This window comes from Cupriavidus sp. CER-90 (genome assembly GCF_057652055.1).
On record NZ_JBYGYM010000002.1, the window covers coordinates 616,956 to 641,099 of the forward strand.

The 24,144-nt window shown below is 65.1% G+C and carries 20 protein-coding genes; 13 read left to right on the forward strand and 7 right to left on the reverse strand.

Translation table 11 applies throughout. The features are described 5' to 3' along the window. Position 1: 1 nt before the first annotated feature. The 12 genes from AC24R4_RS13395 to AC24R4_RS13450 all read left to right on the forward strand — a co-directional run bounded on the left by AC24R4_RS13395 (position 2) and on the right by AC24R4_RS13450 (position 14,478). On the forward strand, positions 2-523 hold the full coding sequence (locus AC24R4_RS13395) for a TadE/TadG family type IV pilus assembly protein (protein WP_487523231.1): 522 nt from the start codon (positions 2-4) through the stop codon (positions 521-523). Beyond that, positions 520-978 (forward strand): TadE/TadG family type IV pilus assembly protein, encoded by a 459-nt coding sequence (locus AC24R4_RS13400; RefSeq protein WP_487523232.1) that lies wholly within the window; start codon positions 520-522, stop codon positions 976-978. The genes AC24R4_RS13395 and AC24R4_RS13400 overlap by 4 nt, the downstream gene beginning before the upstream one ends. A 49-nt stretch (positions 979-1,027) precedes the next feature. Continuing rightward, positions 1,028-2,221, forward strand: a complete 1,194-nt coding sequence (locus AC24R4_RS13405) for a CpaE/TadZ family protein (protein WP_487523233.1) — start codon at positions 1,028-1,030, stop codon at positions 2,219-2,221. A gap of 70 nt (positions 2,222-2,291) precedes the next feature. Further along, positions 2,292-3,662 carry a TadA family conjugal transfer-associated ATPase gene (locus AC24R4_RS13410; RefSeq protein WP_487523234.1) on the forward strand — a complete coding sequence of 457 codons (1,371 nt, stop codon included), beginning with the start codon at positions 2,292-2,294 and terminating at the stop codon, positions 3,660-3,662. Between the two features lie 43 nt (positions 3,663-3,705). Then, complete coding sequence (locus tag AC24R4_RS13415; protein WP_487523235.1) at positions 3,706-4,683, forward strand: type II secretion system F family protein; 978 nt, start codon at positions 3,706-3,708, stop codon at positions 4,681-4,683. A 52-nt stretch (positions 4,684-4,735) separates the two neighbouring features. Then, positions 4,736-5,707, forward strand: a complete 972-nt coding sequence (locus AC24R4_RS13420) for a type II secretion system F family protein (protein WP_487523236.1) — start codon at positions 4,736-4,738, stop codon at positions 5,705-5,707. 221 nt (positions 5,708-5,928) lie between these two features. After that, entirely contained in the window at positions 5,929-6,717 is a 789-nt protein-coding gene (locus tag AC24R4_RS13425; protein ID WP_487523237.1) for a metallophosphoesterase family protein, read from the forward strand. A 216-nt stretch (positions 6,718-6,933) separates the two neighbouring features. Continuing rightward, on the forward strand, positions 6,934-9,393 hold the full coding sequence (locus AC24R4_RS13430) for a type VI secretion system Vgr family protein (protein WP_487523238.1): 2,460 nt from the start codon (positions 6,934-6,936) through the stop codon (positions 9,391-9,393). Positions 9,394-9,425: 32 nt separating this feature from the next. Continuing rightward, positions 9,426-11,234 (forward strand): lipase family protein, encoded by a 1,809-nt coding sequence (locus AC24R4_RS13435; RefSeq protein WP_487523239.1) that lies wholly within the window; start codon positions 9,426-9,428, stop codon positions 11,232-11,234. Beyond that, entirely contained in the window at positions 11,231-12,130 is a 900-nt protein-coding gene (locus AC24R4_RS13440; protein ID WP_487523240.1) for a T6SS immunity protein Tli4 family protein, read from the forward strand. Before AC24R4_RS13435 ends, AC24R4_RS13440 begins: the two co-directional genes overlap by 4 nt. A 129-nt stretch (positions 12,131-12,259) precedes the next feature. Beyond that, a complete protein-coding gene (locus tag AC24R4_RS13445; RefSeq protein WP_487523241.1) occupies positions 12,260-13,258 on the forward strand; it encodes a T6SS immunity protein Tli4 family protein in 999 nt (332 codons plus the stop codon). Between the two features lie 320 nt (positions 13,259-13,578). Further along, positions 13,579-14,478 (forward strand): T6SS immunity protein Tli4 family protein, encoded by a 900-nt coding sequence (locus AC24R4_RS13450; RefSeq protein WP_487523242.1) that lies wholly within the window; start codon positions 13,579-13,581, stop codon positions 14,476-14,478. 348 nt (positions 14,479-14,826) lie between these two features. Here the strand turns inward: AC24R4_RS13450 and groL are convergent, their stop codons facing one another. Together groL and groES are read right to left on the reverse strand one after the other, a co-directional pair. Continuing rightward, the gene (gene groL / locus AC24R4_RS13455; protein WP_092595012.1) at positions 14,827-16,470 is read right to left on the reverse strand and encodes a chaperonin GroEL; all 1,644 of its coding nucleotides are present in this window, start codon (positions 16,468-16,470) and stop codon (positions 14,827-14,829) included. Positions 16,471-16,558: 88 nt separating this feature from the next. Further along, complete coding sequence (gene groES / locus AC24R4_RS13460; RefSeq protein ID WP_008644494.1) at positions 16,559-16,849, reverse strand: co-chaperone GroES; 291 nt, start codon at positions 16,847-16,849, stop codon at positions 16,559-16,561. Positions 16,850-17,199: 350 nt separating this feature from the next. On the opposite strand from groES, the gene AC24R4_RS13465 reads away from it, so the two are divergent. Then, a complete protein-coding gene (locus AC24R4_RS13465; protein ID WP_487523243.1) occupies positions 17,200-19,527 on the forward strand; it encodes a patatin-like phospholipase family protein in 2,328 nt (775 codons plus the stop codon). A gap of 19 nt (positions 19,528-19,546) precedes the next feature. Here the strand turns inward: AC24R4_RS13465 and AC24R4_RS13470 are convergent, their stop codons facing one another. From AC24R4_RS13470 to AC24R4_RS13490, 5 genes are all read right to left on the reverse strand, one after another. Beyond that, entirely contained in the window at positions 19,547-20,770 is a 1,224-nt protein-coding gene (locus tag AC24R4_RS13470; RefSeq protein ID WP_400395073.1) for an alpha/beta fold hydrolase, read from the reverse strand. Next, positions 20,767-22,056: an MASE1 domain-containing protein gene (locus AC24R4_RS13475; protein WP_400395072.1), complete on the reverse strand. Its 1,290-nt coding sequence runs from the start codon at positions 22,054-22,056 to the stop codon at positions 20,767-20,769. The genes AC24R4_RS13470 and AC24R4_RS13475 overlap by 4 nt, the downstream gene beginning before the upstream one ends. Positions 22,057-22,169: 113 nt before the next feature. After that, positions 22,170-22,454, reverse strand: a complete 285-nt coding sequence (locus tag AC24R4_RS13480; RefSeq protein WP_400395069.1) for an ArsR family transcriptional regulator — start codon at positions 22,452-22,454, stop codon at positions 22,170-22,172. A gap of 240 nt (positions 22,455-22,694) precedes the next feature. Then, positions 22,695-23,105, reverse strand: coding sequence for a cupredoxin domain-containing protein (locus AC24R4_RS13485; protein ID WP_400396141.1), 411 nt, complete (start codon positions 23,103-23,105; stop codon positions 22,695-22,697). Next, positions 23,105-23,998: a metallophosphoesterase family protein gene (locus AC24R4_RS13490; RefSeq protein WP_400396140.1), complete on the reverse strand. Its 894-nt coding sequence runs from the start codon at positions 23,996-23,998 to the stop codon at positions 23,105-23,107. The genes AC24R4_RS13485 and AC24R4_RS13490 overlap by 1 nt, the downstream gene beginning before the upstream one ends. Between the last annotated feature and the right edge of the window lie 146 nt (positions 23,999-24,144).

Below are 24,144 nucleotides of genomic sequence, written 5' to 3' on the forward strand. Positions count from 1 at the left end.
CATGAAACGGCTGACACACTCCCGACCCCACACCCGCAGGCACCAGCGCGGCGTGGCGGCGGTCGAGTTCGGCATCCTGCTCGTGCCGATGGTGCTGATGGCCTGCGGCGTCGCCGAGTTCGGACGCGCGGTCTATCAGTACGACACGCTGACCAAGGCCACGCGCTCGGCGGCCCGCTACCTGTCGCAGTTCTCGCCCGACGACGTCACGTACCCGACGGCGGCGACCAAATGCCTGGCCGCCTATGGGAACACCGGCTGCTCGGGCCAGCCGCTGGCGCCGGGGCTGACCACCGCGATGGTCGTGATCTGCGACCGCGTCGATGGCACCGGATGCCCGGGTCAAGCCTTCAGCAATGTCGCCACCTACGACAACCCCTCAGGCACCGGCACGCAGGCCGGCACCGTGAACCTGGTGGCCGTCCGCATCAGCGGCTTTGCCTACTCGCCGCTGCAGTCGTTCATCAAGCTTTCCGGGCTGAAGTTCGGCGATATCACCACCGTCATGAGGCAAGTGCTATGACACATCGTGCTCACCCCCTCGGGCTTGCCCGGCAGCGCGGCGTTGCCGCGGTGGAGTTCGCGCTGATCGCGGGCGTGTTCTTCACGCTGCTGATCGGCATCATCGAATTCTCGCGGGTGCTCTTCTACTGGAACACCGCCGCGGAGGTCACGCGCCTGGCCGCTCGGTCGGCCGTGGTGTGCGACTCCAACGCCAGCATCATCAAGACGAAGATGGAGAACATGCTGCCGCTGCTGCAGAACTCGAACATCAGCGTGGCCTACTCGCCCACGGGCTGCGACAGCGATCCGGCCACCGCGCGCGCCAGCTGCCAGTCCGTGACCGTCAGCGTGACCAATGTGACGATTGCCACGGTGATCCCGGTGATGCGCCTGCGTATCGGTATGCCGGCGTTCACCACCACCATGACGCGCGAAAGCATGCAGACATCGACCGGCGGGTCGGTGTGCAGCTGACGCGCAGGCACCCATTCGCTCCATCCGCCCCGAACATCGCGAGGACACCATGCTCAAGATCCTGATCGCATCCGACGACGCCGAACGGCTGGCTGAGATCAACCGGCTCACGGCCAACGCCGGCAACTTCCAGACCATGTCGATGCAGGAGGGGCTGGCCCGCCTGCCGCTGCAGGCCAGCCGGCTGCGCATGGCGGACCTGCTGATCCTGGAGCTGCCCGATATCGCGCCCGCCCAGATGTTCGCGGTGGAAACCCTGCGCCAGCAGCATCCCGACCTGCCCTGCATCCTGATCACGCAGTCGCACGATTCCAGCGTGCTGATCCAGGCCATGCGCGCCGGCGTGCGCGACGTGCTTTCCTGGCCGCTGGACAAGAGCCAGCTGGCCGAAGCGCTGAAACGCGTGGAAGCCACGCACGTGCCGCGTTCGCACGACGTGGCGCAGGTGGTGTCGATGATCTCCTGCAAGGGCGGCGCGGGCACCAGCTTCATCGCCGCGAACCTGGGCGATGCACTGTCGCGCCACTTTGGCAAGCGCGTGCTGGTGGTGGACCTGAACCGGCACTTTGGCGATCTCACCTATATCGTGACCGACAAGGCGCCGCCCAGCACGCTGTCGGAAATCTGCAGCCAGATCGACCGTATGGACGCGGCGTTCCTGGAGGCTTGCCTTGTGCATGTCAGCGACGGCCTGGACATGCTCGCGGGTGCCGCAGACCCGGTGCGGGCCAGCCAGATCCAGAAGGAAAAGCTGGAGTGGATCCTGTCGGTCATGCAGCCCAACTACGACTATGTGATCTTCGACGTGGGCCAGAGCATCGATCCGCTGTCGATCAGCATGCTCGACCACAGCGACCGCATCTGCGTGGTGACCGAACCCAGCATCGCCTTCGGCCGTCCCAGCCGCCGGCTGCTCGATATCCTGCGCGCCCTGCACTACCCCGACGACAAGATCCGGGTGGTACTGAACCGCACGGGCCGCAAGAACGAAGTGCCGCGCGCCACGATGGAAGAGATCTTCGGCATGAAGGTGGCGTTCACCCTGCCGGACGACCCGGCCACCGTGGACGAGGCCGTCAGCCACGGCGAACCGGTGGCCAAGCTGAGCAAGCGCAGCAGCATTGCGCGCGCACTGCAGTCGATGGCCATGCAGCTGGCCCCCAGCCAGGAAGCCGAGCGCCGCAGCCGGCAGGAAAGCGTGTCGCCGCTGCGCAAGCTGATGCTGCGCGCGCGCAGCACCTGAAGCCGCCTGCCCGAGTCAGACCGATCCGCCCGAACACCCGGAACCGAATCCGCCAAGCCAGGAGTCCATCATGTCAATCCGCGAACAGCTCGCCAATGCCGGGACGCCCTTCACGGCCAACGGCCATGCCACGATCCACTTTGGCACTGCCGCCAGCACGAACACTCCGGGATACCACGCGCTCAAGCGCAATGTCCACGAGTCCGTGCTCGACCGGGTGGAACTGGAGCGCCTGGCGCACTTTCCGCAGGAGCAGGTGCGTCAGGAGATTTCCACACTGGTCAATCTCATCATCGAGGAGCAGAAGGTGCTGCTCAACGACAACGAGCGTCGCCAGCTGACCGTGGAGATCTACGACGAAATGTTCGGCTTCGGCCCGCTGGAGCCGCTGCTGAACGATCCCACCGTGTCGGACATCCTGGTCAATACCGCGCGGCAGACGTATGTGGAGCGGCGCGGCAAGCTCGAGCTGACGAACGTGGTGTTCTACGACGACGCCCATCTGATGAAGGTGATCGAGAAGATCGTGTCGCGCGTGGGACGCCGGATCGACGAAACCAGCCCCATGGTGGATGCCCGGCTGCCGGACGGCTCCCGCGTCAACGCCATCATCCCGCCTTCCGCCATCGACGGGCCGCTGCTGTCGATCCGCCGGTTCTCGGTGAATCCGCTGCAGGTGTCGGACCTGGTGGCGCTCAAGAGCCTGACGCAACCGATGGCCCAGTTGCTGCAGGCGCTGGCGCATGCGAAGGTGAACGTGCTGGTCTCGGGCGGCACGGGCAGCGGCAAGACCACGCTGCTGAACATCTTGTCCGGCTTCATCCCCGAAGACGAACGCGTGGTGACCATCGAGGACGCCGCCGAACTGCAGCTGCGCCAGCCCCATGTACTGCGCCTGGAAACCCGGCCGCCCAACATCGAGGGCAAGGGCGAGATCACGCAGCGCGCCCTGGTGCGCAACGCGCTGCGGATGCGGCCCGACCGCATCATCCTTGGCGAAATCCGCGGCGGCGAGGCGCTGGACATGCTCAACGCGATGAACACCGGCCACGAGGGTTCGCTGACCACCATCCACGCCAATACGCCGCGCGACGCGCTGACCCGGCTCGAGAACATGGTCAGCATGGCCGGCCTGACCATGCCGGCCAAGGCCATGCGGCAGCAGATCGCCTCGGCGATTACCGTCGTGGTCCAGGCCGCGCGCATGACCGACGGCAGGCGCAAGATCATCAGCATCCAGGAAATCACCGGCATGGAAGGCGACATCATCAACACGCAGGAGATCTTCACCTTCCAGCGCACCGGCGTGGCCGAGGATGGCGCGGTCCGGGGTCACTTCAAGGCCACCGGCGTGTATCCCAAGTTCGCCGAGCGGCTGCGTGTATTCGGCGTCGGCCTGCCGGACGAAATCTACGACCCCGCGCGCCGCTTCGAGGTGTGAACCCGCGCACGCGCCAACGACAACATCCCCGGGGGGGTCACACATGAGCACGATCTTTTACGCCTTCGGCATCCTGCTCTTCGTCGCCGTGGTGCTCGGCGTCGAAGCCATCTACCTATGGTGGAACAACGCCCACGGCCCCGCGGCCAGGCGCATCGAGGCGCGCCTGCGGGCGCTGTCGGCCGGCGGCCATGTCAGCGCCGAGCGCCTGTCCATTCTCAAGAAGCGGCTGCTCAGCGATTCGCCGCGCATGCAACGCTGGCTGATGAACGTGCCGCGCATCGGCGCACTGGACCGCTGGCTCGAACAGTCGGGCAGTTCGTGGTCGGTGGCACAGCTGCTCGGCTACTGCGGACTGGTGGTGCTATGCGCGGTGGCGCTGATTCCGGTCGCGCCCTTGCCGATGCCCGTCATGCTCGGCGGCGCCGCGTTCGCGTGGACGCTGCCCTTCCTGCATGTCATGCGGCAGCGTGCCAGGCGGCTCAAACAGCTGGAATTGCAACTGCCCGATGCGGTGGACATGATCAGCCGGGCGCTGCGCGCCGGCCACTCGTTTTCCGGTGCGCTGGGCATGGTTGGACAGGAAATCAAGGCGCCGCTGGGCCCCGAGTTCCGCACCACGTTCGAAGAGATCAACTACGGTGTTGCGCTTGACGAGGCCATGACGAACCTGGCCATTCGCGTGCCGGTGGCCGATCTCCGCTACTTTGTCATCGCCGTGCTGATCCAGCGCGAGAGCGGCGGCAATCTGGCGGAGATCCTCGACACCATCGCAACGATGGTGCGCGAGCGGCTCAAGCTCTTCGACAAGATTCGAGTGCTGTCGGCAGAGGGCCGGCTCTCGGCCTGGATTCTTGGCCTGCTGCCGTTCGGCACGGCCGGCATGATCCTGGTCGTCAACCCCGACTTCATGAAGGTGCTCTGGGAAGACCCGCTTGGATGGCGAATGATTGGCGGCGCCATCACGTCGATGGTCTTCGGTGTGGTGTGGATGCGCAAGATCATCCGCATCCGGGTATGAGTCGGATAACGACAGGCAGGCTTGGACGGTCAACCTGAGGGGGAGTTCGATCATGCAAGACATCATGCAGGGCTTTCGGATAGATCAGTGGATCGTGCTGGCACTGATCTTCGTCGCGGCGTTCGGCACCGTATTCGGCGTGCTCTACGCGTTTTCGCCCGACCGGATGCGCGGCCGGATGGAACGGATTGCCAGCGAGACGAGCCCCTTCACCGGCGACGCCGGGCAACGCCAGGCCCTGATCGAGACAATCGTCCGATGGGCCCAGCCTGTCTCGCGGCTGTCGCTGCCCAAGGAGGGCTGGGAGAATTCGCAGCTGCGCATCCGCTTCATGAACGCCGGATGGCGCAACGCGAATGCCGCCCCGCTGTACTTCGCGGCCAAGACGCTGCTGGCGGTGGCGCTGCCGATGCTTGGCCTGGTGGCAACGGCCAGCACCCCGGCATTCCAGCAGGAGAGCGCGATGTTCGCGATGCTCGCGGTGCTGGCTGCCATCGGCTACTACATTCCGAACATCCTGCTCTCGCGCAAGGTCGCCACGCGCCAGCGGACGGTCTTCGAGGAATTCCCGGACGTCATCGACCTGCTGACCGTCTGCGTGGAAGCCGGCCTGGGGCTCGACGCCGCGCTGATGCGCGTGGCCGACGAACTGGCGCTGCGCTGCCCCGTGCTTGCCGACGAACTGCAGCTGATGCTGCTGGAACTGCGCTCCGGCTTCTCGAAAGAGAAGGCGCTCGGCAATCTGTCGCTGCGCACCGGCGTGGAAGATGTCGACAAGTTCGCATCGATGCTGGTCCAGGCCGACCGCTTCGGCACCAGCCTGGGCGAGTCCCTGCGCGTGCTGTCCGACATGCTGCGGACCAAGCGCCGCATGCGGGCCGAGGAACAGGCCGCGAAGATCGCGCTGAAGCTGCTGTTCCCGCTGATCTTCACGATTTTCCCCACGCTGCTGCTGGTCCTGCTGGGGCCGGCGTTCATCCAGATCTACCGGGTTCTGCTGCCCACCATGGCGGGCAGCAACTAACGCCACATCAAGCGGCGCATCGTCATAACGGTTCCCCCGGCTGTCCTCCCCTGGTGCAATGCCAGGCAGACAGTCTTGCCCGGACAAGTCCGGGCTTTTCTGCTTGGTGCCACGCCAGCGCGCCGCCCAGGCAACCGTGCAGCTTGACGGGAGCCCCCAGTCTTCTTAAGAATGCTTGCAGACCAATTCGCGCCCGTATGCAGATACGGGGGGCCAGCCCCATGAAAATCCGCATCCTCAGTGATCTCCACATCGAACACCACATGCCGGAGGATGTCCCCGGCTGCAGCGCCGATCTGACGATCCTGGCCGGCGACATCGCCAACGGCCGCGACGGTATCGACTGGGCCGCCCGTACCTTCGCGGGCCCTGTGCTCTACATCCCCGGCAATCACGAATACTACGAAAGCGCGTTCGATCCCGTGGACCAGCAAATGGCGGAAGCCGCCGCCGCGTCCGGCAATGTGACGCTGCTCAATGGCGCGGTAGCGGAATTTTCCGACGCCCCGGGCGGCCCGGTGCGGGTGATCGGCACCACGTGGTGGACCGACTATGCGTTGTACGGCGAGAACCGTATCGACGAAGCCATGGCGGCCTGCGCCAAGGTGATGGTCGATCACCGGCTGATCGCCACCACTGGCGACGACGGCCTGCCCCGCCCGTACACGCCCGCCGACGCCCTGGCGCGCCACCGCGCGGCCACGGCGTGGCTGGCCGAAACTCTGGCGCAGCCGTTCGACGGCAAGACCGTCGTGGTCACCCACCACGGGCCCGATCTCGGCAGCCTCGATGCGCGCTACGCCCACGACATCGTCTCGGCCGGCTTCATTTCACGGCGTCCCGACCTCGTGGCCCAGGCCGATCTCTGGGTCCATGGCCACACGCACACCAGCTTCGACTACTGGATCGACGACACGCGCGTGGTCTGCAACCCGCGCGGCTATATCTCGCGCAGAACCGGCGTGCCCGAGAACGCCTTTTTCGACTGGGGCAAGGTCGTGGAAGTCTGAGGCAGCCTCGGATTTCTCTGATCCGAGGAATTGGTCGGTCCGATCGATACGTCGGCGCTATCGCAGGTCATCGTTCCCCGCACACCATTGTCAATCGCAAAGCGGCGATTATGACGACGGGTTGCGTCGGATTAGTTCGCTGCGGATTCGTTGACGCACTCCGCAAGCAGTCGGTGTAGCGTGCCACCCACAGCAAACAGCACGTGGCGCGCACCGATGATCGACAAGGACGCTCTGGTATCCGGCGGGCAGTGGTTTCTTCAGCATGCAGGTCCGAAAACCTACCGCCTCGAAGTCCCCGCCGCGCCCACCGCCATCGCGCTGTCGGTGGTCTCGTTCAAGGCCGTCGAGGCACTCGGCAAGCCTTACGAGGTCACCGTCCAGCTGACCCACCCGCTGGAACTGGACCGTGCCGACTACCTGAATCGTCCCGCCACCTTCGTCATCGACCCCGGCGATGGCAGCGAGCCGCGCCGCTTTGCGGGATGGATTCCGGCGTTCTCGAAGACCCGCCAGACGCGCGACTTCCATGGCTACGAGATGGTCGTGGAGCCGCTGGTGACGCGCCTGCGGCTGACGCCGCGCAGCCGTGTCTATCAGCACAAGACCGCACCGCAGATCATCGAGGCGATCCTGCGCAGCCACGACCTCGAAGGCCACCAGTTCGCTTTTCGGCTACGCCGGGAGTATCCCGAGCACAAGTTCCGCCTGCAGTACCGGATGTCCGATTGGGACTACGTGCGCCTGCTGATGGAGCAGGAAGGCATGTACTGCTACTTCGCGCCGGGGAAATTTGGCGAAATTGTGGTGTTCGGGGACGACATCGACCACTACATCTATCAGCCGGAACTGCGGGTGCCCTATCGGGAGACGGCCGGACTGGAGTCCGGCACCGAAGCGGTCTTTGCCATTCGTACCAATACGAGAACCGTCGCCAGATCGGTCCTGGCATCGGACTACAACCCCGCGCACGCCTACGAGCGGCTCAAGGCCGATGCCAACATTGCATACAAGGATCGGACGACTTATGGCGAGCCATACATCCATGGCACCCATCATCGGGATATGGCTGGCGCGAAGTGGGAGGCGCTGCTGCGCCACGAGGCGGCCATCGCCGGGCAGGTCGTCTATCAGGGTGAAAGCAATGTGCTGGCGTTGCGCCCGGCGCGCATCCTGCGCATGGATACGACGCTGCCCGATGCGCCCAACGGCCAGGTCATTACCGAAGTCATCCACACGGGCGCCCGCGATCAGGCTTATCGGAATACCTATCAGGCGATTCCGTCGGACCGGCGCTTCCGTCTGCCGGTCGACGACACCAAATGGCCGCGCATCGCCGGCACGCTGAGCGGTCGCGTCACCTCGCCGGGCCAATACAAATATGCCTACCTGACGCAGGACGGCCATTACACCGTCCGCTTCGATCTCGACTTCGACGAATGGCCGAATGGCCAGGAAAGCGTACCGCTGCGGCTGGCCAAACCGTTCGCCGGCCCGGTGCAGACCGGCTTCCACTTCCCGCTGCTCGAAGGCACCGAGGTCGCCATCGCCTTCCACGACGGCAACCCGAACCGTCCCTATATCGCCCACGCGCTGCACAACAGCCACAAGCCCGACCTGATCATCGGCCGGGACGGCTGGCAATCACGCAACGTGATTCGGACGCAGCGCAACAACAAGCTGCGCTTCGAGGACTGGGTGGGGCATGAGGGGATCAAGCTGTCGACCGAGTACGGCGGCAAGTCGCAACTGAACCTCGGATATCTGGTGGACCGCCAGATGAAGGAGCGGGGGCAGGGGTTCGAGTTGCGGACATCGCACTGGGGCGCGGTGCGGGCGGGCAAGGGGCTGTTTTTGTCGGCGGATGATCAGCCTGCAGCGTCTGGCCCGCAGCTTGACATGGCAACCGCGAAGCGGCTTCTGGAACAGGCGCTCCAGCACAGCGAATCACTGTCCTCGGCAGCCCGTGCCGCCCAGGCGCATGCCGCGGACTGCGAACGGCAACGTGCACTGCTCCGGGATGCCCTCGATCAACTGCAGGCGGCTGGCATCCTCGTCAGCGCACCAGCCGGCATCGCGCTGGCGTCTGGCTCGGACCTGCAACAGTCGGCTGCGGGAAACCTCATCGCCACGGCGGGCCGCCACGCCGACTTCAGTGCGCTCAAACGTTTCACCGTGGCCGCTGGCGATCTTGTGTCGCTCTTCGCGCAGAGGCTCGGCATCAAGTTGATGGCAGCAAGAGGCAAGGTCGAGATTCAGGCCCAGAGCGATGACATGCAACTGCGCGCGGACAAGAACATGGTGATTTCCAGTGCGAACGGCCGGGTCGTCATCGAGGCCAGCCAGGAACTGTTGCTCAAGTGCGGCGGCTCCTACCTGCTGATGAGCGCGACCGGCATCGAAGACGGAACACGAGGAGAGCGCACGATCCGGTCTAACGGGATCGGCAGGCAAGGCCCCGCTTCGCTGGCGCAGACGATGAACACCTGGGACAAAGCCGATTTCGTGGCCCGCCAGGTAGTGCGGAATCCGTCGACAGGTGAGCCGGTATCGGGGTTCAACGTCACCATGACGCGGGATGACGGCACCAGGCTCCACGAGACATCCGATTCGACCGGGAATCTTTCGCCCCAGAAAAGCAACGATATCGAATCGGTCAGGAGCAACGTCCAGTAACCCCGAAGTTTGCCACCGTAGCCATCCATTCCATGCCACAGAATTCAAAGCGCGTCATTTCGCCAACGTTCGTCGACGACAATGGGCAAACCTTCAGTGTCTCCACGATGAGCGCCGCGTCCGACAATGTCGAGCACGTCATCCTGTCCAAACCGTGCATCATTCCCGTGTTGTTCCTGCCCGGCATCATGGGAACCAACCTTCGCGACACGCAAAGCAAGAAGGCAGTCTGGCGCCCGCCGAGCACCGATTTCCAGGGCCTGGCCGATGCGCTGCTGCAACTCATCGCCTACGCCTTTACCTCTGCGCAGACCCGAGCCGCATCGCTGTTGATGGATCGGGTCGAAGTCGATCCGAATGGCACCATCGACGCTGGCCGGAGCGGCTTGCCGATCAATGTGCTGACGCTACGTGGATGGGGAACCATCATGCGTGGCAGCTACCACGCATTCCTGTCCAATCTGCAGTACTACCTGAACAACCTGGCCCGGTACGACTTCGAACGTTGCGAGGTGAACTTCGAGGAATGGGCCGCCGAGGCGGGAACGGAGCCGCCCACCGACTGGGGCAGCGAAAAAGGCGAGGCGCTCACCCGCGGCGAAATCCTCCACGCGGCGCGGTACCAGTTCGACGTGTGGGTGGGCGGCTACAACTGGCTCCAGAGCAACCGGGATTCGGGCGAGCGAATCAAGGCGTATATCGAAAAGGAGATCCTGCCCTACTACAACGAGGGCGGGGCGATTCTGCTTCACGATACCCCCGATGGCGCAGGCAGGGACGACAGAGGCATGGCGCGCAAGAAGCCGTCGCGCATCGTGGCCGAGAAGGTAATTGTGGTCACGCATTCCATGGGCGGCTTCGTCAGCCGGGCACTGACCGAGATCCACGGCTGCGACAAGGTTCTGGGGGTGTCTCACGGCGTTCAGCCCGCCACGGGCGCACCGGCTGCCTACAAACGCATGCGGGCCGGCTTCGAAGGCGTGTCCCAGGTCGTCCTGGGCCGCAACGCCGCCGAGGTCACTGCCGTCACCGCCAATTCGCCAGGGGCGCTCGAACTACTGCCATCAGCCGACTACAACGGTGGAAAACCATGGCTCTTTGTCCGCGAACCGCGGAACGCTGATGGCTCGAAACCGCCGGCCATCCTCGCCCTTCCCCGAAACGGTGACCCGTACTCGGAGATTTATCAGTCGTCAGCGTGGTATGGGCTGGTGCCTTCGCACAATGAATGGATGTTGGGTCTTGGTGCGACGAACGAGGTTATCGAAGAGGATGACATCCAAACGTCTGAAACGGATCGCCAAACCTTTGCAGAGAACATTAGGACCGTCAAAGAGTTTCACGCCGCAATCGGCGGGCGATACAAGCTACCGACTTACACCCATTACGGCGCGCAGGGCGAGCGAGATCCCGCCCTGGATAAGGGCGGACTGTTTGGTAGCGGGCTCATGGCCGCCGACAACAGGTGTGCATGGGGAACTGTGTCGTGGATAGGCCAAGGTGTCGCCAGGCATGACCCGGGCACGATGCAAATAGAGCTCGATGATGGGAACGGCAGAATTCGAACGAGTGATGGAACATGGTTGCATATCGCCGATCCCGAGTCTCCCGGCGACGGTACGGTACCTGTCGAATCCGCTGCGGCACCAGCAGGTCGGCGGAGCGTAGTCTTGTCGTTCTCGCATGGCCACGGTCGCCCTGGTAAATGGAATCGGAAGTTCGGCTATGACCACCAGGATAGCTATAAGGATGAACGAGCGTTATACGCCAGTCTCTACGCAATCATAAAGATCGCCCAGGACGCCGACTGGTATCCGACGTTTGAACAGGAGTCCGCATGAGCAGCTCGACGACTATGGCCATCGGCCGTCATTTGGTAGATGTGCCCGAGGATGCCGTGATTGTTCCTCAGTGGAGATTCAATAACAGCCCGCTGGCTTTTCGCGACGACATTCGTACAGATGTGGCGTATGACGCCATGATCAACCAGCGTGAGCAGGCCCTGCGTGCTGCTCCGCACGAGCAATATGGCAGTCTGTTCGTTCAACGAGTGGACCACTCGCCCCATCGCGGCGTGACTTTGGTTTCCTGGAATCGTCCAAGCGGCACGATCATGTACCAGTTCGACTCATACTTCCGCATTGGGGGCCGGACATTGTCGTATCTGATGAGAGTGTCGAACGACCGTCGCGACTCTCAGCTGAAGCTTTGCGCGGAGATTGCCGATAGGCTGCGGCCAGTGGATGGCGCGTCGGTGCCTCGGCGAAAAGGCTTTGTGGCGGGCAGCGTCATATTGGAAGACACCCGATTCAACCGCGAAAGCTGGTCCTTGACCATCAAGCTCCCAAACAAACCCGACGCATGGATCCAGGTGTCGGCCTTCGCTCAATATCGCGTAGAGCCCGGCCTGCGCAAACGCGCCGGCGGCTTGCTGACCAGCTTGCTGGGCTCGATTGCCGGCATGCATCAACTACGCAACCGTGCGCGGCCGGTCGGCCCCATCGAGGCCGACGAGATCCTGATCGCGGGGACGGAGAAGGGAAAGCGACTCTACGCCTTCAAATGGGAAGCCTCCGGCAAAGCGCATTCGCTCGCGGAGCCACAGCTCAATGCCGAGCTCGACGTCATCGAGAGCGTCTACAAGACCAACAACGAATCATTCGCCAGCGACGAAGAAGCGCTGGAGCTATGGGACAGGTTGATCGATTCCATCCGCCTGCGGCCGGGAGCCGTCTGACCATGGATACAGCCCGACCATGACACCCATGACAAAAGCGAACCACTTGCGTCCGCGGGTGCTGCTCGCACTTGCCTCGGCATACTGCTTCACGATACCCCGGAGGGCAAAGGCGGGGACAGCAGAGGCATGGCGCGCAAGAAGCCGTCGCGCATCGTGGCCGAGAAGGTGAGCCAAGATCGCTCAGGGTGCTCAATGGTATCCGTTACTCGAACAGGAGTCCGCATGACCCGAAGTTGGATAACCATCTCCATCGGCCGTCACCTCGTGGACGTGCCGGAGGATGCGACGCTCGTGCCGCAATGGCGGTACAACACTGATCCTCTAGTCTTTCGCAACGACATCCGCACAGACTTGGCGTATGACGCCATGATCAACCAGCGTGAGCGGGCCCTGCGTGCCGCGCCGCACGAGCAATTCGGCAGTCTGTTCGTTCGGCGAGTGGACCATGGCATCAATCGCGGCGTCACGCTTGTGTCATGGAATCGACCGGGGGGCACGATCATGTATCAGTTCGATTCGTACTTCCGCGTGGGCGGCCGGACTCTCGCGTATCTCAGGGAAGTTTCGAACGACCGTCTCGATTCGCAATTGGAGCTTTGTGCGGAGATTGCCGACAAGTTGCGGCCCGTGGACGGCGCGTCGGTGCCTCGGCGAAAGGGCTTTGTGGCAGGCAGCGTCATATTGGAAGACACCCTGTTCAACCGCGAAAGCTGGTCCCTGACCATCAAGCTGCCCAACAAACCCGACGCATGGATCCAGGTGTCGGCCTTCGCCCAGTATGGCGTCGAGCCCGGCCTGCGCAAACGCGCCGGCGGCTTGCTGACCAGCTTGCTGGGCTCGATTGCCGGGATGCATCAACTGCGCAACCGTGCGCGGCCGGTCGGCCCCATCGAGGCCGACGAGATCCTCATCGCGGGGACGGAGAAGGGAAAGCGGCTCTACGCCTTCAAATGGGAAGCCTCCGGCAAAGCGCATTCGCTCGCGGAGCCACAGCTCAATGCCGAGCTCGACGTCATCGAGAGCGTCTACAAGACCAACAACGAATCATTCGCCAGCGACGAGGAAGCTCTGGAGCTATGGGACAGGCTGATCGGTTCCATCCGCCTGCGGCCGGGAGCCGTCTGAACATGGATACAGCCCAGCCCATGGCAAAGGCGAACCACTTGCGCCGGCGGGTGCTGCTCGCACTTGCCTCGGCATACTGCTTGACGATACCCCGGATGGCAAAGGCGGGGACAGCAGAGGCATGGCGCACAAGAAGGCGTCGCGCATCGTGGCCGAGAAGGTGATCGTGGTCACGCATTCCATGGGCGGCTTCGTCAGCCGAGCAATGACGGAGATTCACGGCTGCGACCAGTTTCCCCTGGTGACGGTACGGCTCCAATCGAATCTGGCGCAGCCCCCAAAAACAAGACAGGCGTTGCGCCCTTCGCACAGGAGTCCGAATGAACCCCAGCTGGAAAACGGTGGCGATTGGCCGTCATTTAGTAGATGTGCCAGCGGATGCCGCGGTGGTGAGTCAATGGAAGTTCAATACCGTTCCAATCGTGTTTCGCAACGACGTCCGTACCGACGCAGCGTATGACGACATGGTCAACGAACGCGAGCAGGTTCTGCGCTCGACGCCGCACAATCAATACGAATGCATGTTCGTTGAACGCGTGGAGCACGCCAATCGCGGCGTGACGCTCGTATCCTGGAACCGGCCGGGTGGGACTATCATCTACCGCTTCGAGACCTACTATCGCATCGGGAGCCAGACGTTGTATTACGCTGGCGACGTGACAGATGACCGTCGTGTCAGCGCGCTGAAAACTTGTGACGATCTGAGTCGCGCATGGCGGGTGTTCAACGCCGACGATGCGCCTCCGGGTCCCGGCTTCGTTGCGGCAAATGTGATTCTGGTCGACACCCTGTTCAACCGCGAAAGCTGGTCCCTGACCATCAAGCTCCCAAACAAACCCGACGCATGGATCCAGGTGTCGGCCTTCGCTCAGTATCGCGTAGAGCCCAGCCTGCGCAAGCGGGCCGGCGGCTTGCTGACCAGCTTGCTGGGCTCCATTGCCGGCATGCATCAACTGCGCAACCGTGCGCGGCCGGTCGGCCCCATCGAGGCCGACGAGATCCTCATCGCGGGGACGGAGAAGGGAAAGCGACTCTACGCCTTCAAATGGGAGGCCTCCGGCAAGGAATACTCGCTCGCCGAACCGCAGCTCAATGCCGAACTGGACGTCATTGAAAGCGTCTACAAGACCAACAACGAATCATTCGCCAGCGACGGAGAAGCCCTGGAGCTATGGGACAGGCTGATAGATTCCATCCGCCTACGGCCGGGAGCCGTCTGATCATGGATACAGCCCAGCCCATGGCACCCAAGACACCCATGACACCCATGACAAACGCGAACCGCTCACGCCGGCGGGTGCTGCTTGCACTTGCCTCGACTCCCCTGCTTCCCCACGCCGGCATTGCGTACGCCGGCAGGTGGCAACGGCACGCTGCCGTATCGACTGGCGCGGCAATGCAATGGCTGAGGGCGGAATTGCTTCCGTCCTTGCGCCAGCGGCAAGACGCCCCGCACGCGATTGCGGCGCGCGCTCGCTGAAGGCCGCACAAAACAAAAACCCCCGAGGGCTCGCACCCTCGGGGGTTTTTTGACAGTCAGGCCGTCTGGCCCGGCAGTCCGGCGCGATTTACATCATGCCGTCCATGCCGCCCATGCCGCCCATGCCGCCCGGCATTGCCGGAGCCGACTCTTCCTTCGGCGTTTCGGCAACGGCGCAGTCGGTCGTCAGCATCAGCGAAGCCACCGAAGCGGCGTTCTGCAGCGCGGTGCGGGTCACCTTGGTCGGGTCCAGCACGCCCATTTCCACCAGGTCGCCGTACTCGCCCGAAGCGGCGTTGTAACCGTAGTTACCCTTGCCTTCGATGACCTTGGCCACCACGACCGACGCTTCTTCACCAGCGTTCAGCACGATCTGGCGCAGCGGCTCTTCCATGGCGCGCAGCACGATCTTGATGCCGGCGTTCTGGTCGGGGTTGTCGCCTTGCAGCGCCGAGATGGCAGCGCGGGCGCGCAGCAGGGCCACACCACCGCCGGGGACGATACCTTCTTCCACGGCAGCGCGCGTCGCGTGCAGTGCATCCTCCACGCGGGCCTTCTTTTCCTTCATTTCGACTTCGGTGGCAGCGCCAACCTTGATCACGGCAACACCGCCGGCCAGCTTGGCCACGCGCTCTTGCAGCTTCTCGCGGTCGTAGTCCGAGGTCGCTTCCTCGATCTGGGCGCGGATCTGCTTCACGCGGCCTTCGATCGCAGCTGCGTCACCGGCGCCGTCGATGATGATGGTGTTTTCCTTGCCGATCTCGATGCGCTTGGCCTGGCCCAGGTCCTGCAGCGTGGCCTTTTCCAGCGTCAGGCCGATTTCCTCGGCGATCACCGTGCCGCCCGTCAGGATGGCGATGTCTTCCAGCATGGCCTTGCGGCGGTCGCCGAAGCCCGGAGCCTTCACGGCGGCGGTCTTCAGGATGCCACGGATGTTGTTCACCACCAGCGTGGCCAGGGCTTCGCCTTCCACGTCTTCGGCGATGATCAGCAGCGGGCGGCCAGCCTTGGCCACTTGCTCCAGCACCGGCAGCAGGTCACGGATGTTCGAGACCTTCTTGTCGAACAGCAGAACGAACGGGTTGTCCAGCTGAACAACCTGCTTTTCCGGGTTGTTGATGAAGTACGGCGACAGGTAGCCGCGGTCGAACTGCATGCCTTCCACGACTTCCAGCTCGTCGGCCAGCGACTTGCCGTCTTCCACCGTGATCACGCCTTCCTTGCCGACCTTGTCCATGGCTTCGGCGATGCGCTCGCCGATCGAGGCGTCGCTGTTGGCCGAGATCGCGCCAACCTGGGCGATTTCCTTGCTGGTCGTGGTCGGCTTGCTCAGCTTCTTCAGCTCTTCCACGGCCGAACCCACGGCCTTGTCGATGCCGCGCTTCAGGTCCATCGGGTTCATGCCGGCGGCCACGAACTTCATGCCTTCGCGGACGATCGACTGGGCCAGAACCGTAGCGGTGGTGGTACCGTCACCGGCGTTGTCGCTGGTCTTGGAAGCCACTTCCTTGACCATCTGGGCGCCCATGTTCTGCAGCTTGTCCTTCAGCTCGATTTCCTTGGCCACGGACACACCGTCCTTGGTCACGGTCGGGCCGCCGAAGCTGCGCTCCAGCACCACGTTGCGGCCCTTCGGGCCCAGCGTCACTTTCACTGCGTTGGCGAGAATGTTCACGCCTTCAACCATCTTGGCACGTGCGGCGTCGCCGAACACTACGTCTTTTGCTGCCATGTTCTGAATCTCCGAATCTGGGAAGACCGCCCCGCGCATCGGGCTGGGCGGTCAGGAATCTGGGTATGTCTGGAAGGACGGGCGTCGATTACTTGTTGACGACAGCCATGATGTCTTCTTCGCGCATGACCAGCAGCTCCTGGCCATCCACCTTCACGCCCTGGCCGGCATACTTGCCGAACAGCACGCGGTCACCCACCTTCACGTCGAGGGCAATGTTGTTGCCCTTGTCATCCTTCTTGCCCGGGCCAATGGCGAGCACTTCGCCTTGATCCGGCTTTTCGGCTGCATTGTCGGGAATCACGATGCCGGAAGCGGTCTTCGTTTCATTGTCCAGACGCTTCACGATCACACGGTCGTGCAGAGGACGCAGGTTCATACGGACTCCTAAATACAAAAAAAGTGAGTTTTAATTCACAAAACGGCCGTTATCAGGGGTGCCTGGCACCGTTCGGCAACGGCCATCGGGTTTTCGGGTATACCGCAGGGAAGGGGCAACAGCTGGCTGTTAGCACTCTCCCCCAGCGAGTGCTAATTATAGGGACGGGGTATTTCGTTTTCAAGACGCGGGCTGAATGGGGGTTTTCCCGTACCCTGCGGTTTTTTTCTTCGCCGCGCGCCAGATCGCCACTTTCTGGCCGCATCCCCTGACAATGTCCACGAAAAGTCCCGCTGCGACGTTGGCAGACGGGTTCTCCACCGTTGTCCGCCCTTTCCGAAGTGACCGTCATGTTTCGCCAACCCATTGCGCCGCACCGAGCCCCGCCGGGGTGGGCTGTCCTGTTCGGTCTGTTCCTGCTCGGTTTGCTGTCGTGGCAGCACGCCCATGCGGCATGCGGCGCCGGGCCGGCCAGTGGTCCCGACGGTGCAAATGGCGCCCCGCCCGCCCGGCCGCGCATCGGCCTGGTGCTGTCCGGCGGCGGCGCGCGGGGCTACGCCCATATCGGCGTGCTCAAGGCGCTGGAGCAGATGCATATCCCCGTGGACTGCATTGCCGCGACCAGCATGGGTGCCGTGGTCGGGGGGCTGTACGCGAGCGGCATCGGCGCCGACGAGCTGGAAACCCGGCTGTCCCGGGTGAACCTCAGCGACATCGTGTTCGACCGCAACGAGCGCGCGCAGCTGCCGCAGACGCTCCGGGAGGACAGCTTCCAGTATCCGATCGGCATTTCGGCGGGGCTTGGCAAGGATGGCGTCAAGCTGCCGATTGGCCTGGTGCAGGGCAACAAGCTGCTGACGCTGCTGCAGGACTGGACATCGGCATGGCCCGGCGACGTCGATTTCAATACCCTGCCGGTGCCGTTCCGCACGATCGCCACCGACCTCGGCACGGGCGCGCCCGTGGTGCTGGACCACGGCTCGCTGCCCCGTGCCATCCGTGCCAGTGCCGCCGTGCCCGGCCTGTTCGCGCCGTTCGCCGTGAACGGACGCACGCTGGTCGATGGGGGGCTGGTCAGCAACCTGCCGGTGCAGATGGCGCGCGACATGGGCGCCGACATCGTGATTGCCGTCAACGTGGCCACCCCGCTCGACGATCCGGCCACGCTGGACTCTCCGGCAGCCGTCACCCAGCAGATGGTGACGATCCTGACCAACCAGAACGTGGCCACCCAGAAGGCGCTGCTGGGCCCGCGCGACGTCCTGCTCGAGCCCGACCTGGGCAAGCTGTCCTTCACCGATTTCTCGCACGCCGGCGACGGTATCGGGCTCGGTTATGCCGCCACCAGCGCCATCGCGCCCCGGCTGGCCGGGCTGGCCCTGCCGCGCGAGGCCTGGGACCAGTACATCGCGTCGCGTGCCACGCACGTGGCCACCGCGGAACCGCGCCGGGTCGACGCGATCGAGGTACACACGTCGGGCCGCATTCCGGCGTCGTACGTGCGCCAGTACCTGCGCGTGCGCGAGGGTGACCGCTACGACACGGCCGCCGTCAACCACGACCTGACCCAGTTGTCGACCAGCGGCGATTTCGAGAGCGTGACGCAGGAACTGGTGACCGAGAACGGCCGCTCGGTGCTCAAGGTCGATGCGCACGAAAAGTCATGGGGCCCGCAGTTCCTGCTGTTCGGCTTCGGACTGTCCACCACGTTCGACGGCAAGGGCGCCTTCAACCTGCAGCTGGGCCACCGCTATCCATGGCTGACACAAGGCGGGCTCGAATGGCGCAATGACATCGTGCTGGGCAGCAACCAGGCGAAATGGCATACCGAACTGCGCCAGCCCGTGTTCGACCGGCTGGGTTTCTATATCGCGCCCTATCTGGAATACGCCCGCAAGCACGTGGACATCTATCCGGACAATGGCGACAAGCGCAATGCCACGCCGCTGACCGCCGTGCGCGTGGACACCGCCCAGGCCGGCATCGACTTCGGCCTGCCGATCGGCCGCCTGGGCGAGTTCCGCCTCGGCGCGAACTACCAGCAGGTGCGCTACGCCTCGGACTACCTGCTGGCCGGCGCGCCCAACGGCCGGTTCAGTGCCCGGGTGCGCCAGCCCGTGGTGCGCGCCCAGCTGACCATCGACCAGCTCGACGACCCGCTCTTCCCGCGCAAGGGCTATTACCTGTACGCGGTGAACCAGCTGTCGTTCGGCGGGGCCGACAACACTTTCGACGACGTCCACGCCAAGGCGCTGTGGGCCGGCAGCTACGGCCGTCACACGCTGAACCTGGCCGCCGAAGGTGCCATGACGTACAACGACCACCGCTCGAACAACAGCGTCAGCGGCGGCCTGGGCTTCACGCTGGGCGGCTTCCAGCGGCTGTCCGCCTATGCGCCGGACCAGTTCTCGGGCAACTACCTGCTGTATGGGCGGCTGACCTATCTGAACGAACTGCGCGAGTTCACGCTGCCGGGGCTGCGCAGCACGGTCTTCGGCACCAGCCTCGAAATCGGCGATGTCTGGCTCAGGCGGCGCAACTTCGGCAGCGGCCCGTACAAGTCCAGCGCCAGTGCGTTCATCGGGGGGAACAGCGTGATCGGCCCGCTCTACTTCGGCTTCGCGGCGGCCCCGAAGGGCGTCTGGAACATCTACCTGCAGCTGGGCCGCGTGTTCTGAAGGGCCCCGGCCGGCATGCTCAGACGGCCTGGCCGGCCAGCGCCGCCGGGCTGGCCACCGCCATCGCCGAGCGGTATTCGACGGCCGCGATGCGGCCATTGCGCAGCTGCAGCGTCTGGGTGCCATGGCCCTGCATCGGCGTGCCGTCGAACAGATAGGACACGCTGATATCCACCTCCACGGTCTGGCCGTCGATGCGCGGCGCGCCCGCCACGTCGATGCGGATCGTGTCGCCAGCCAGTTGCGCCAGGCGCTGGAACAGGCCGATCACGGCATCGCGGTCGCCATACTCGCCGGCCAGCGGGTGATCGCCCACGTGCCGCCAGACGATGGCCGGATCGAGCTGCGGATAGATGGCCTCGAAATGGCGCGAGGTCAGCGCGGCCAGGTAATCCTGCACCAGCGCCTGCACGGCCTCTACGGCCATCGGCGCCTCGACGGCGCGGCGCGTGCGCGCGCGGCCGGCGCCGGCGTCGAGCCCAAGGAATCCGGCCACGCTGGCCATCACCTGCTCGCGGTCGTTGTCCACGCAGATCATGTGATAGCTGTTTTCGACCACCACGCCTTGCACCTGCGGCACGTTCGCCAGCAGGAAGTCCGCCGACCGCACCGACGTCAGTTCGTCCTCGCGGGCATGCACCACCAGCGTCGGGCAGGCCACGCGACGCGCGCCGTCGAGCACCCAGCGCCGCAGGCGGTCCACCTGGCGGATGCAGGTCAGCGGCACCCATCGGTAGTGGAAATTGTCGCCGCGCTCGAACTTGGCCTTGACGATGGCGCGCACCAGATCGTTCTTGATGCCGAACGGCTCGTTTTCCTCGACCTTGATGCGGCCCGGCAGCACGGGCAGGTGGTAGACCACGTGCCGCAGCCAGCGGTACGGCGGGGTTGACCAGCCGTCGATATAGACCGGGGCGGACAGCGCCACGAGCTTGCCCTTGCGGTGCTGGCGCCGTTCGGCCAGCGCCACCGCCAGCAGCGCTCCCATGCACATGCCGATCACGTGGAACGTGTCGTACTGGTCGACCAGCGCGTCGTAGGCCTGCGTGACCGACGCCATCCACTGCTCGGCCCGCACGTGCAGCAGGTCTTCCGGCGTACCGCCGTGGCCCGGCAGCGTCACGGCGTGGGTTTCCACGCCGCCGCGCCGCAGTACCTTGTGCATCGGCCCCAGGTCATACTGGGTGCCGCCCAGCCCATGGATCAGCAAGGCCCCGACGCGCGGTGCCTGTTCGGTCGTCATGCTGCGCGCCGCCCCTCGGTGTCGTGGCTGGCGACGATGCGCCAGGCCCCGGCGATCAGCGCCACGGAGTCGTCGCCGTCCAGCAGCGGGCCGCTCATGTCCACCACCGTGGTGGTGGCGCCCGCCGGCAGCAGCAGCCGGAAGGTCAGATCCCCGCGCACTTCCCCATCGCTTTCGCGCAGCCAGCGCCGGCGTACCTCGGCACGGTCGTCGGGATGCACGCAGGCCAGCACGTCGTCCAGCGTGGAGAAGGCCGGCTCGGCCATGCCAAACGCCTGTTCGACACTGCCGCTCCAGCGCAGCCGGCCGCTATGCGGGTCGAGGTTGTACACCAGCTGCCCGCTGGCGGCCAGCGCCAGTTCCACGTCGTTCTGACGGCTCGCCGCCGCCTCGTGCAGCTGCTCGCGGGCCGTGCGCAGCGTGCTGATCAGCAGCGTGAGCAGCGCGGCCACGGCCAGGTAGAGCTGGGCCACCAGCAGCGAATTGCCGTGGTAGACCGCCGTGTCGGCGAACGGGCCGTCGCCCTGGGCGGTGTTGACCAGTACCAGCGCCGACAGCAGCGCCACCGCCACCGAGCCGCCCCGTCCGCCCAGCAGCAGCGCCGCGATCGCCACGAAGAACAGCGGGATATAGGTCAGCGCATAGGCCACGTCCAACGACAACTGCACGATGCGGGTGCCGTCGAACACGACCGCGGCCGTCACCAGGACGGCCAGCAGCGCGGCGATACCGGCCAGGAATTCGCCCCGGCGCCGGCCGCCCGAACGGGCCGCGCTGAAGCGCGCCCAGCCCGCGAATACCGGTGTGACGATCAGTACACCCACGAAGTCGGCGGCCGCCCAGACCTTGGCAGTGGCCCAGAACGGCACGTCCAGGAACAGCCAGAACCAGCCCGCCCCGAACACCGCCCCGCCCACGCTGCTGACCACGGCGGCCACCAGCACGCCGCGCAGGAAGGCCAGTCCTTCGAGCGAGAACCGCATCATGTGGACCAGTGCCACGGCCAGCGCCGCAAAGCCGATCTCGTCCAGCGAGAACAGCACCATGCGGAACGGATCGCGCCCTTCCACCACGCCCAGCAGCATCTGCGCGGCCAGGAAGGCCAGCCCCAGCGGCACCCAGCGGCGGGCCGGCGCCAGCATGAAGGCGGCCACGGTCACGCCGGCCGGCAGCCAGATATAGCCGGTGGCCGAGAACGGCCCGTTGATCTGGTGCGACGCGTAGCCGAAGACGAAATACAGGATCGCCCACAGCGGCAGTGTCACGATCCGGTTCGAAAATTTCACGGTGGATTCCTGATGCAAGGCGCAACCCGGCAACGGCCGGTCGCCCTGAATGAACGGAGAACCACGCCGGCCAGTTGACCGGCGCCCTCAAAAAAGCGCCTGAAGCAGCACTGTCAGTTCAGGCCGCTGCGATCGACGAATTCCAGCGCCTCACGCACCGCCCGGCGCGCCTTGAGCGCATAGCAGACCTGGTGGTCGCGGATGACCAGCGCCAGCACCTCGGCCTGGACCATCTCCTGGAAATGGTGGGCGGCACGGCGCAGTGTCACGCCGGACGCTTCGGCCAGCGCAATGGCGGGCAGGCAATCGTCGCCGGCCTCCAGCAGCGCGCGGCAGATGGCCGCGCGGGCCGGCACCGTCAGCAATGCGAGGGTCAGGGTGCTTTCCTGGGTTTCCATGGTGGTCTGCCTGAGAGAAGTTGGCCGCAAGCCCGATGATGCACGACTGCCCTGGCATCGTACGCTGAAACAGGCAGTCATACGCCCTTCGTATCCCCGCATGTCGCGGGGTAAGGTGCGCATCGTATCCTTGTCGAGTCAAGCGATGGGCGTCCGACCGAAGCCTGCAATGGTCCCGTCCCGCCCCGCCCCGCCGCCACCCCGGGCGCTTTTCCTCTCCCCCGTCCCCGCTCCCGACCGCTACGCCACGCTGATCGTGCCGCTCATGCTCTCGTGGCCCGAGCCGCAGAAGATGTCGCACAGGAAGGTGTAGGTGCCGCGCTGCTTCGGCGCGGTCAGCCTCACTTCCACCGCCTTGCCCGGGGGGAGATCGGCACGGACCGAGAAGTCCGGGGCCGAGAAACCCATGATCACGTCCTCGGCGGTCACCGCCAGCACGACGGTCTCGCCGGGCTTGAGCGTCAGCTTGTCGGGGATGAAGACGAAGCGCCGCGCGCGCATCGGAATCACGCGCGGCGCGGCGGCCCCGCCCATCGCGGGCACGACGGCGGCGGCCAGCACCAGGCCCATGACCTGTGCCAGCATCCGGCGCCGGCCCGCGACGGCGGGCGGGGTGGCCTGGGCGGCCGGATCGGTCGGATGGTTCATCATCACGCCCTCCCGATCACCGGCTGCTCGGCCAGCTGGAATGCATCCTTGCCCGGCGACGCCGTGGCGTTCACCTCGCGCCAGCCAAGGCCCTGGTACGGATGCGCGGCATCCCAGGGCACCGGCAGCCGGCGCGGCTGCGACCCCGCCACCGGCAGCGGAAACATCAGCGAGCGCGCCGCGTGATGCGCGATATGCCCGGTCATGCGGTGATGTTCCTGGTGGATATGCCCGTAGAACACCGTCACGTTCTGGTACGGCATCAGCTGGTCGATCACCTTGGCGCCATCGCGCGTGGCCCAGTCCCACTGCGGATACAGGTCGAACAGCGGCCGGTGCGTGAAGAGCACGATACGCGCGTCGTGCGGCTGCCTGGCCAGGTCGGCGGCCAGCCAGGCCAGCTGGGCCTCGCCCACCTGCCCGGCCGGGTCCGACACGTTGTCCAGCACGATCGCGTGCAGGCCCTTGTGGTCGAACGTGTAGTGCGTGGGCCCGAACAGCTCCTGGTAGGCCGCGCCGTTGTCCAGGCTGGCATCGTGCTCGCCCGGCATCAGGTGGACGGCCCCGGCGCGCAGCGGGGCGATGATGTCGCGGAATTCGCGCATGCGGCGGCGGCGCTCGGCCGGGTCGTCGGTCGTATGGGTCAGATCGCCCGTAAACATCACGAAATCGGGCGGCTGCGGCAATGCGTTGACCGCCGCCACGGCCTTGGGCAGCGTGCCGCGCGCATCGGGATTGGGCGGCCCCTCGAACCCCCAGTGCGCATCGGACAGCTGGACGAACACGAAGTCGTCATCGCGCCCGGCTGCCCAGCCCGGCAGGGCCGATGCGAACACGGCGCCGCCGGCCGCACCCGCCAGGCGCAGGATGTCGCGCCGGCTCCAGTTTCCATTCATGACCGTCTCCGTTGGGTGGATGGTGACTGTCATACCCGGGCGGCCCGGCGTTTATTCCCTGCGGGTCTGCCCCGTTGGCGCGCGGCGGCCGGCGGGAATAGAATCGGCCCAGCGCCGGTAATACACGGGAGACGCCCCATGCCGCA

What these genes read in the sequence shown, in the direction of transcription:
- AC24R4_RS13435 (WP_487523239.1), top strand. Translation starts at nt 9,426, where the DNA reads ATGCCACAGAATTCAAAGCGCGTCATTTCGCCAACGTTCGTCGACGAC.
- groES (WP_008644494.1), bottom strand. Translation starts at nt 16,849, where the DNA reads ATGAACCTGCGTCCTCTGCACGACCGTGTGATCGTGAAGCGTCTGGAC.
- AC24R4_RS13410 (WP_487523234.1), top strand. Translation starts at nt 2,292, where the DNA reads ATGTCAATCCGCGAACAGCTCGCCAATGCCGGGACGCCCTTCACGGCC.
- AC24R4_RS13485 (WP_400396141.1), bottom strand. Translation starts at nt 23,105, where the DNA reads ATGATGAACCATCCGACCGATCCGGCCGCCCAGGCCACCCCGCCCGCC.
- AC24R4_RS13400 (WP_487523232.1), top strand. Translation starts at nt 520, where the DNA reads ATGACACATCGTGCTCACCCCCTCGGGCTTGCCCGGCAGCGCGGCGTT.
- AC24R4_RS13490 (WP_400396140.1), bottom strand. Translation starts at nt 23,998, where the DNA reads ATGAATGGAAACTGGAGCCGGCGCGACATCCTGCGCCTGGCGGGTGCG.
- AC24R4_RS13465 (WP_487523243.1), top strand. Translation starts at nt 17,200, where the DNA reads ATGTTTCGCCAACCCATTGCGCCGCACCGAGCCCCGCCGGGGTGGGCT.
- AC24R4_RS13430 (WP_487523238.1), top strand. Translation starts at nt 6,934, where the DNA reads ATGATCGACAAGGACGCTCTGGTATCCGGCGGGCAGTGGTTTCTTCAG.
- AC24R4_RS13470 (WP_400395073.1), bottom strand. Translation starts at nt 20,770, where the DNA reads ATGACGACCGAACAGGCACCGCGCGTCGGGGCCTTGCTGATCCATGGG.
- AC24R4_RS13415 (WP_487523235.1), top strand. Translation starts at nt 3,706, where the DNA reads ATGAGCACGATCTTTTACGCCTTCGGCATCCTGCTCTTCGTCGCCGTG.
- AC24R4_RS13425 (WP_487523237.1), top strand. Translation starts at nt 5,929, where the DNA reads ATGAAAATCCGCATCCTCAGTGATCTCCACATCGAACACCACATGCCG.
- AC24R4_RS13395 (WP_487523231.1), top strand. Translation starts at nt 2, where the DNA reads ATGAAACGGCTGACACACTCCCGACCCCACACCCGCAGGCACCAGCGC.
- AC24R4_RS13450 (WP_487523242.1), top strand. Translation starts at nt 13,579, where the DNA reads ATGAACCCCAGCTGGAAAACGGTGGCGATTGGCCGTCATTTAGTAGAT.
- AC24R4_RS13445 (WP_487523241.1), top strand. Translation starts at nt 12,260, where the DNA reads ATGGCGCGCAAGAAGCCGTCGCGCATCGTGGCCGAGAAGGTGAGCCAA.
- AC24R4_RS13420 (WP_487523236.1), top strand. Translation starts at nt 4,736, where the DNA reads ATGCAAGACATCATGCAGGGCTTTCGGATAGATCAGTGGATCGTGCTG.
- AC24R4_RS13440 (WP_487523240.1), top strand. Translation starts at nt 11,231, where the DNA reads ATGAGCAGCTCGACGACTATGGCCATCGGCCGTCATTTGGTAGATGTG.
- groL (WP_092595012.1), bottom strand. Translation starts at nt 16,470, where the DNA reads ATGGCAGCAAAAGACGTAGTGTTCGGCGACGCCGCACGTGCCAAGATG.
- AC24R4_RS13405 (WP_487523233.1), top strand. Translation starts at nt 1,028, where the DNA reads ATGCTCAAGATCCTGATCGCATCCGACGACGCCGAACGGCTGGCTGAG.
- AC24R4_RS13480 (WP_400395069.1), bottom strand. Translation starts at nt 22,454, where the DNA reads ATGGAAACCCAGGAAAGCACCCTGACCCTCGCATTGCTGACGGTGCCG.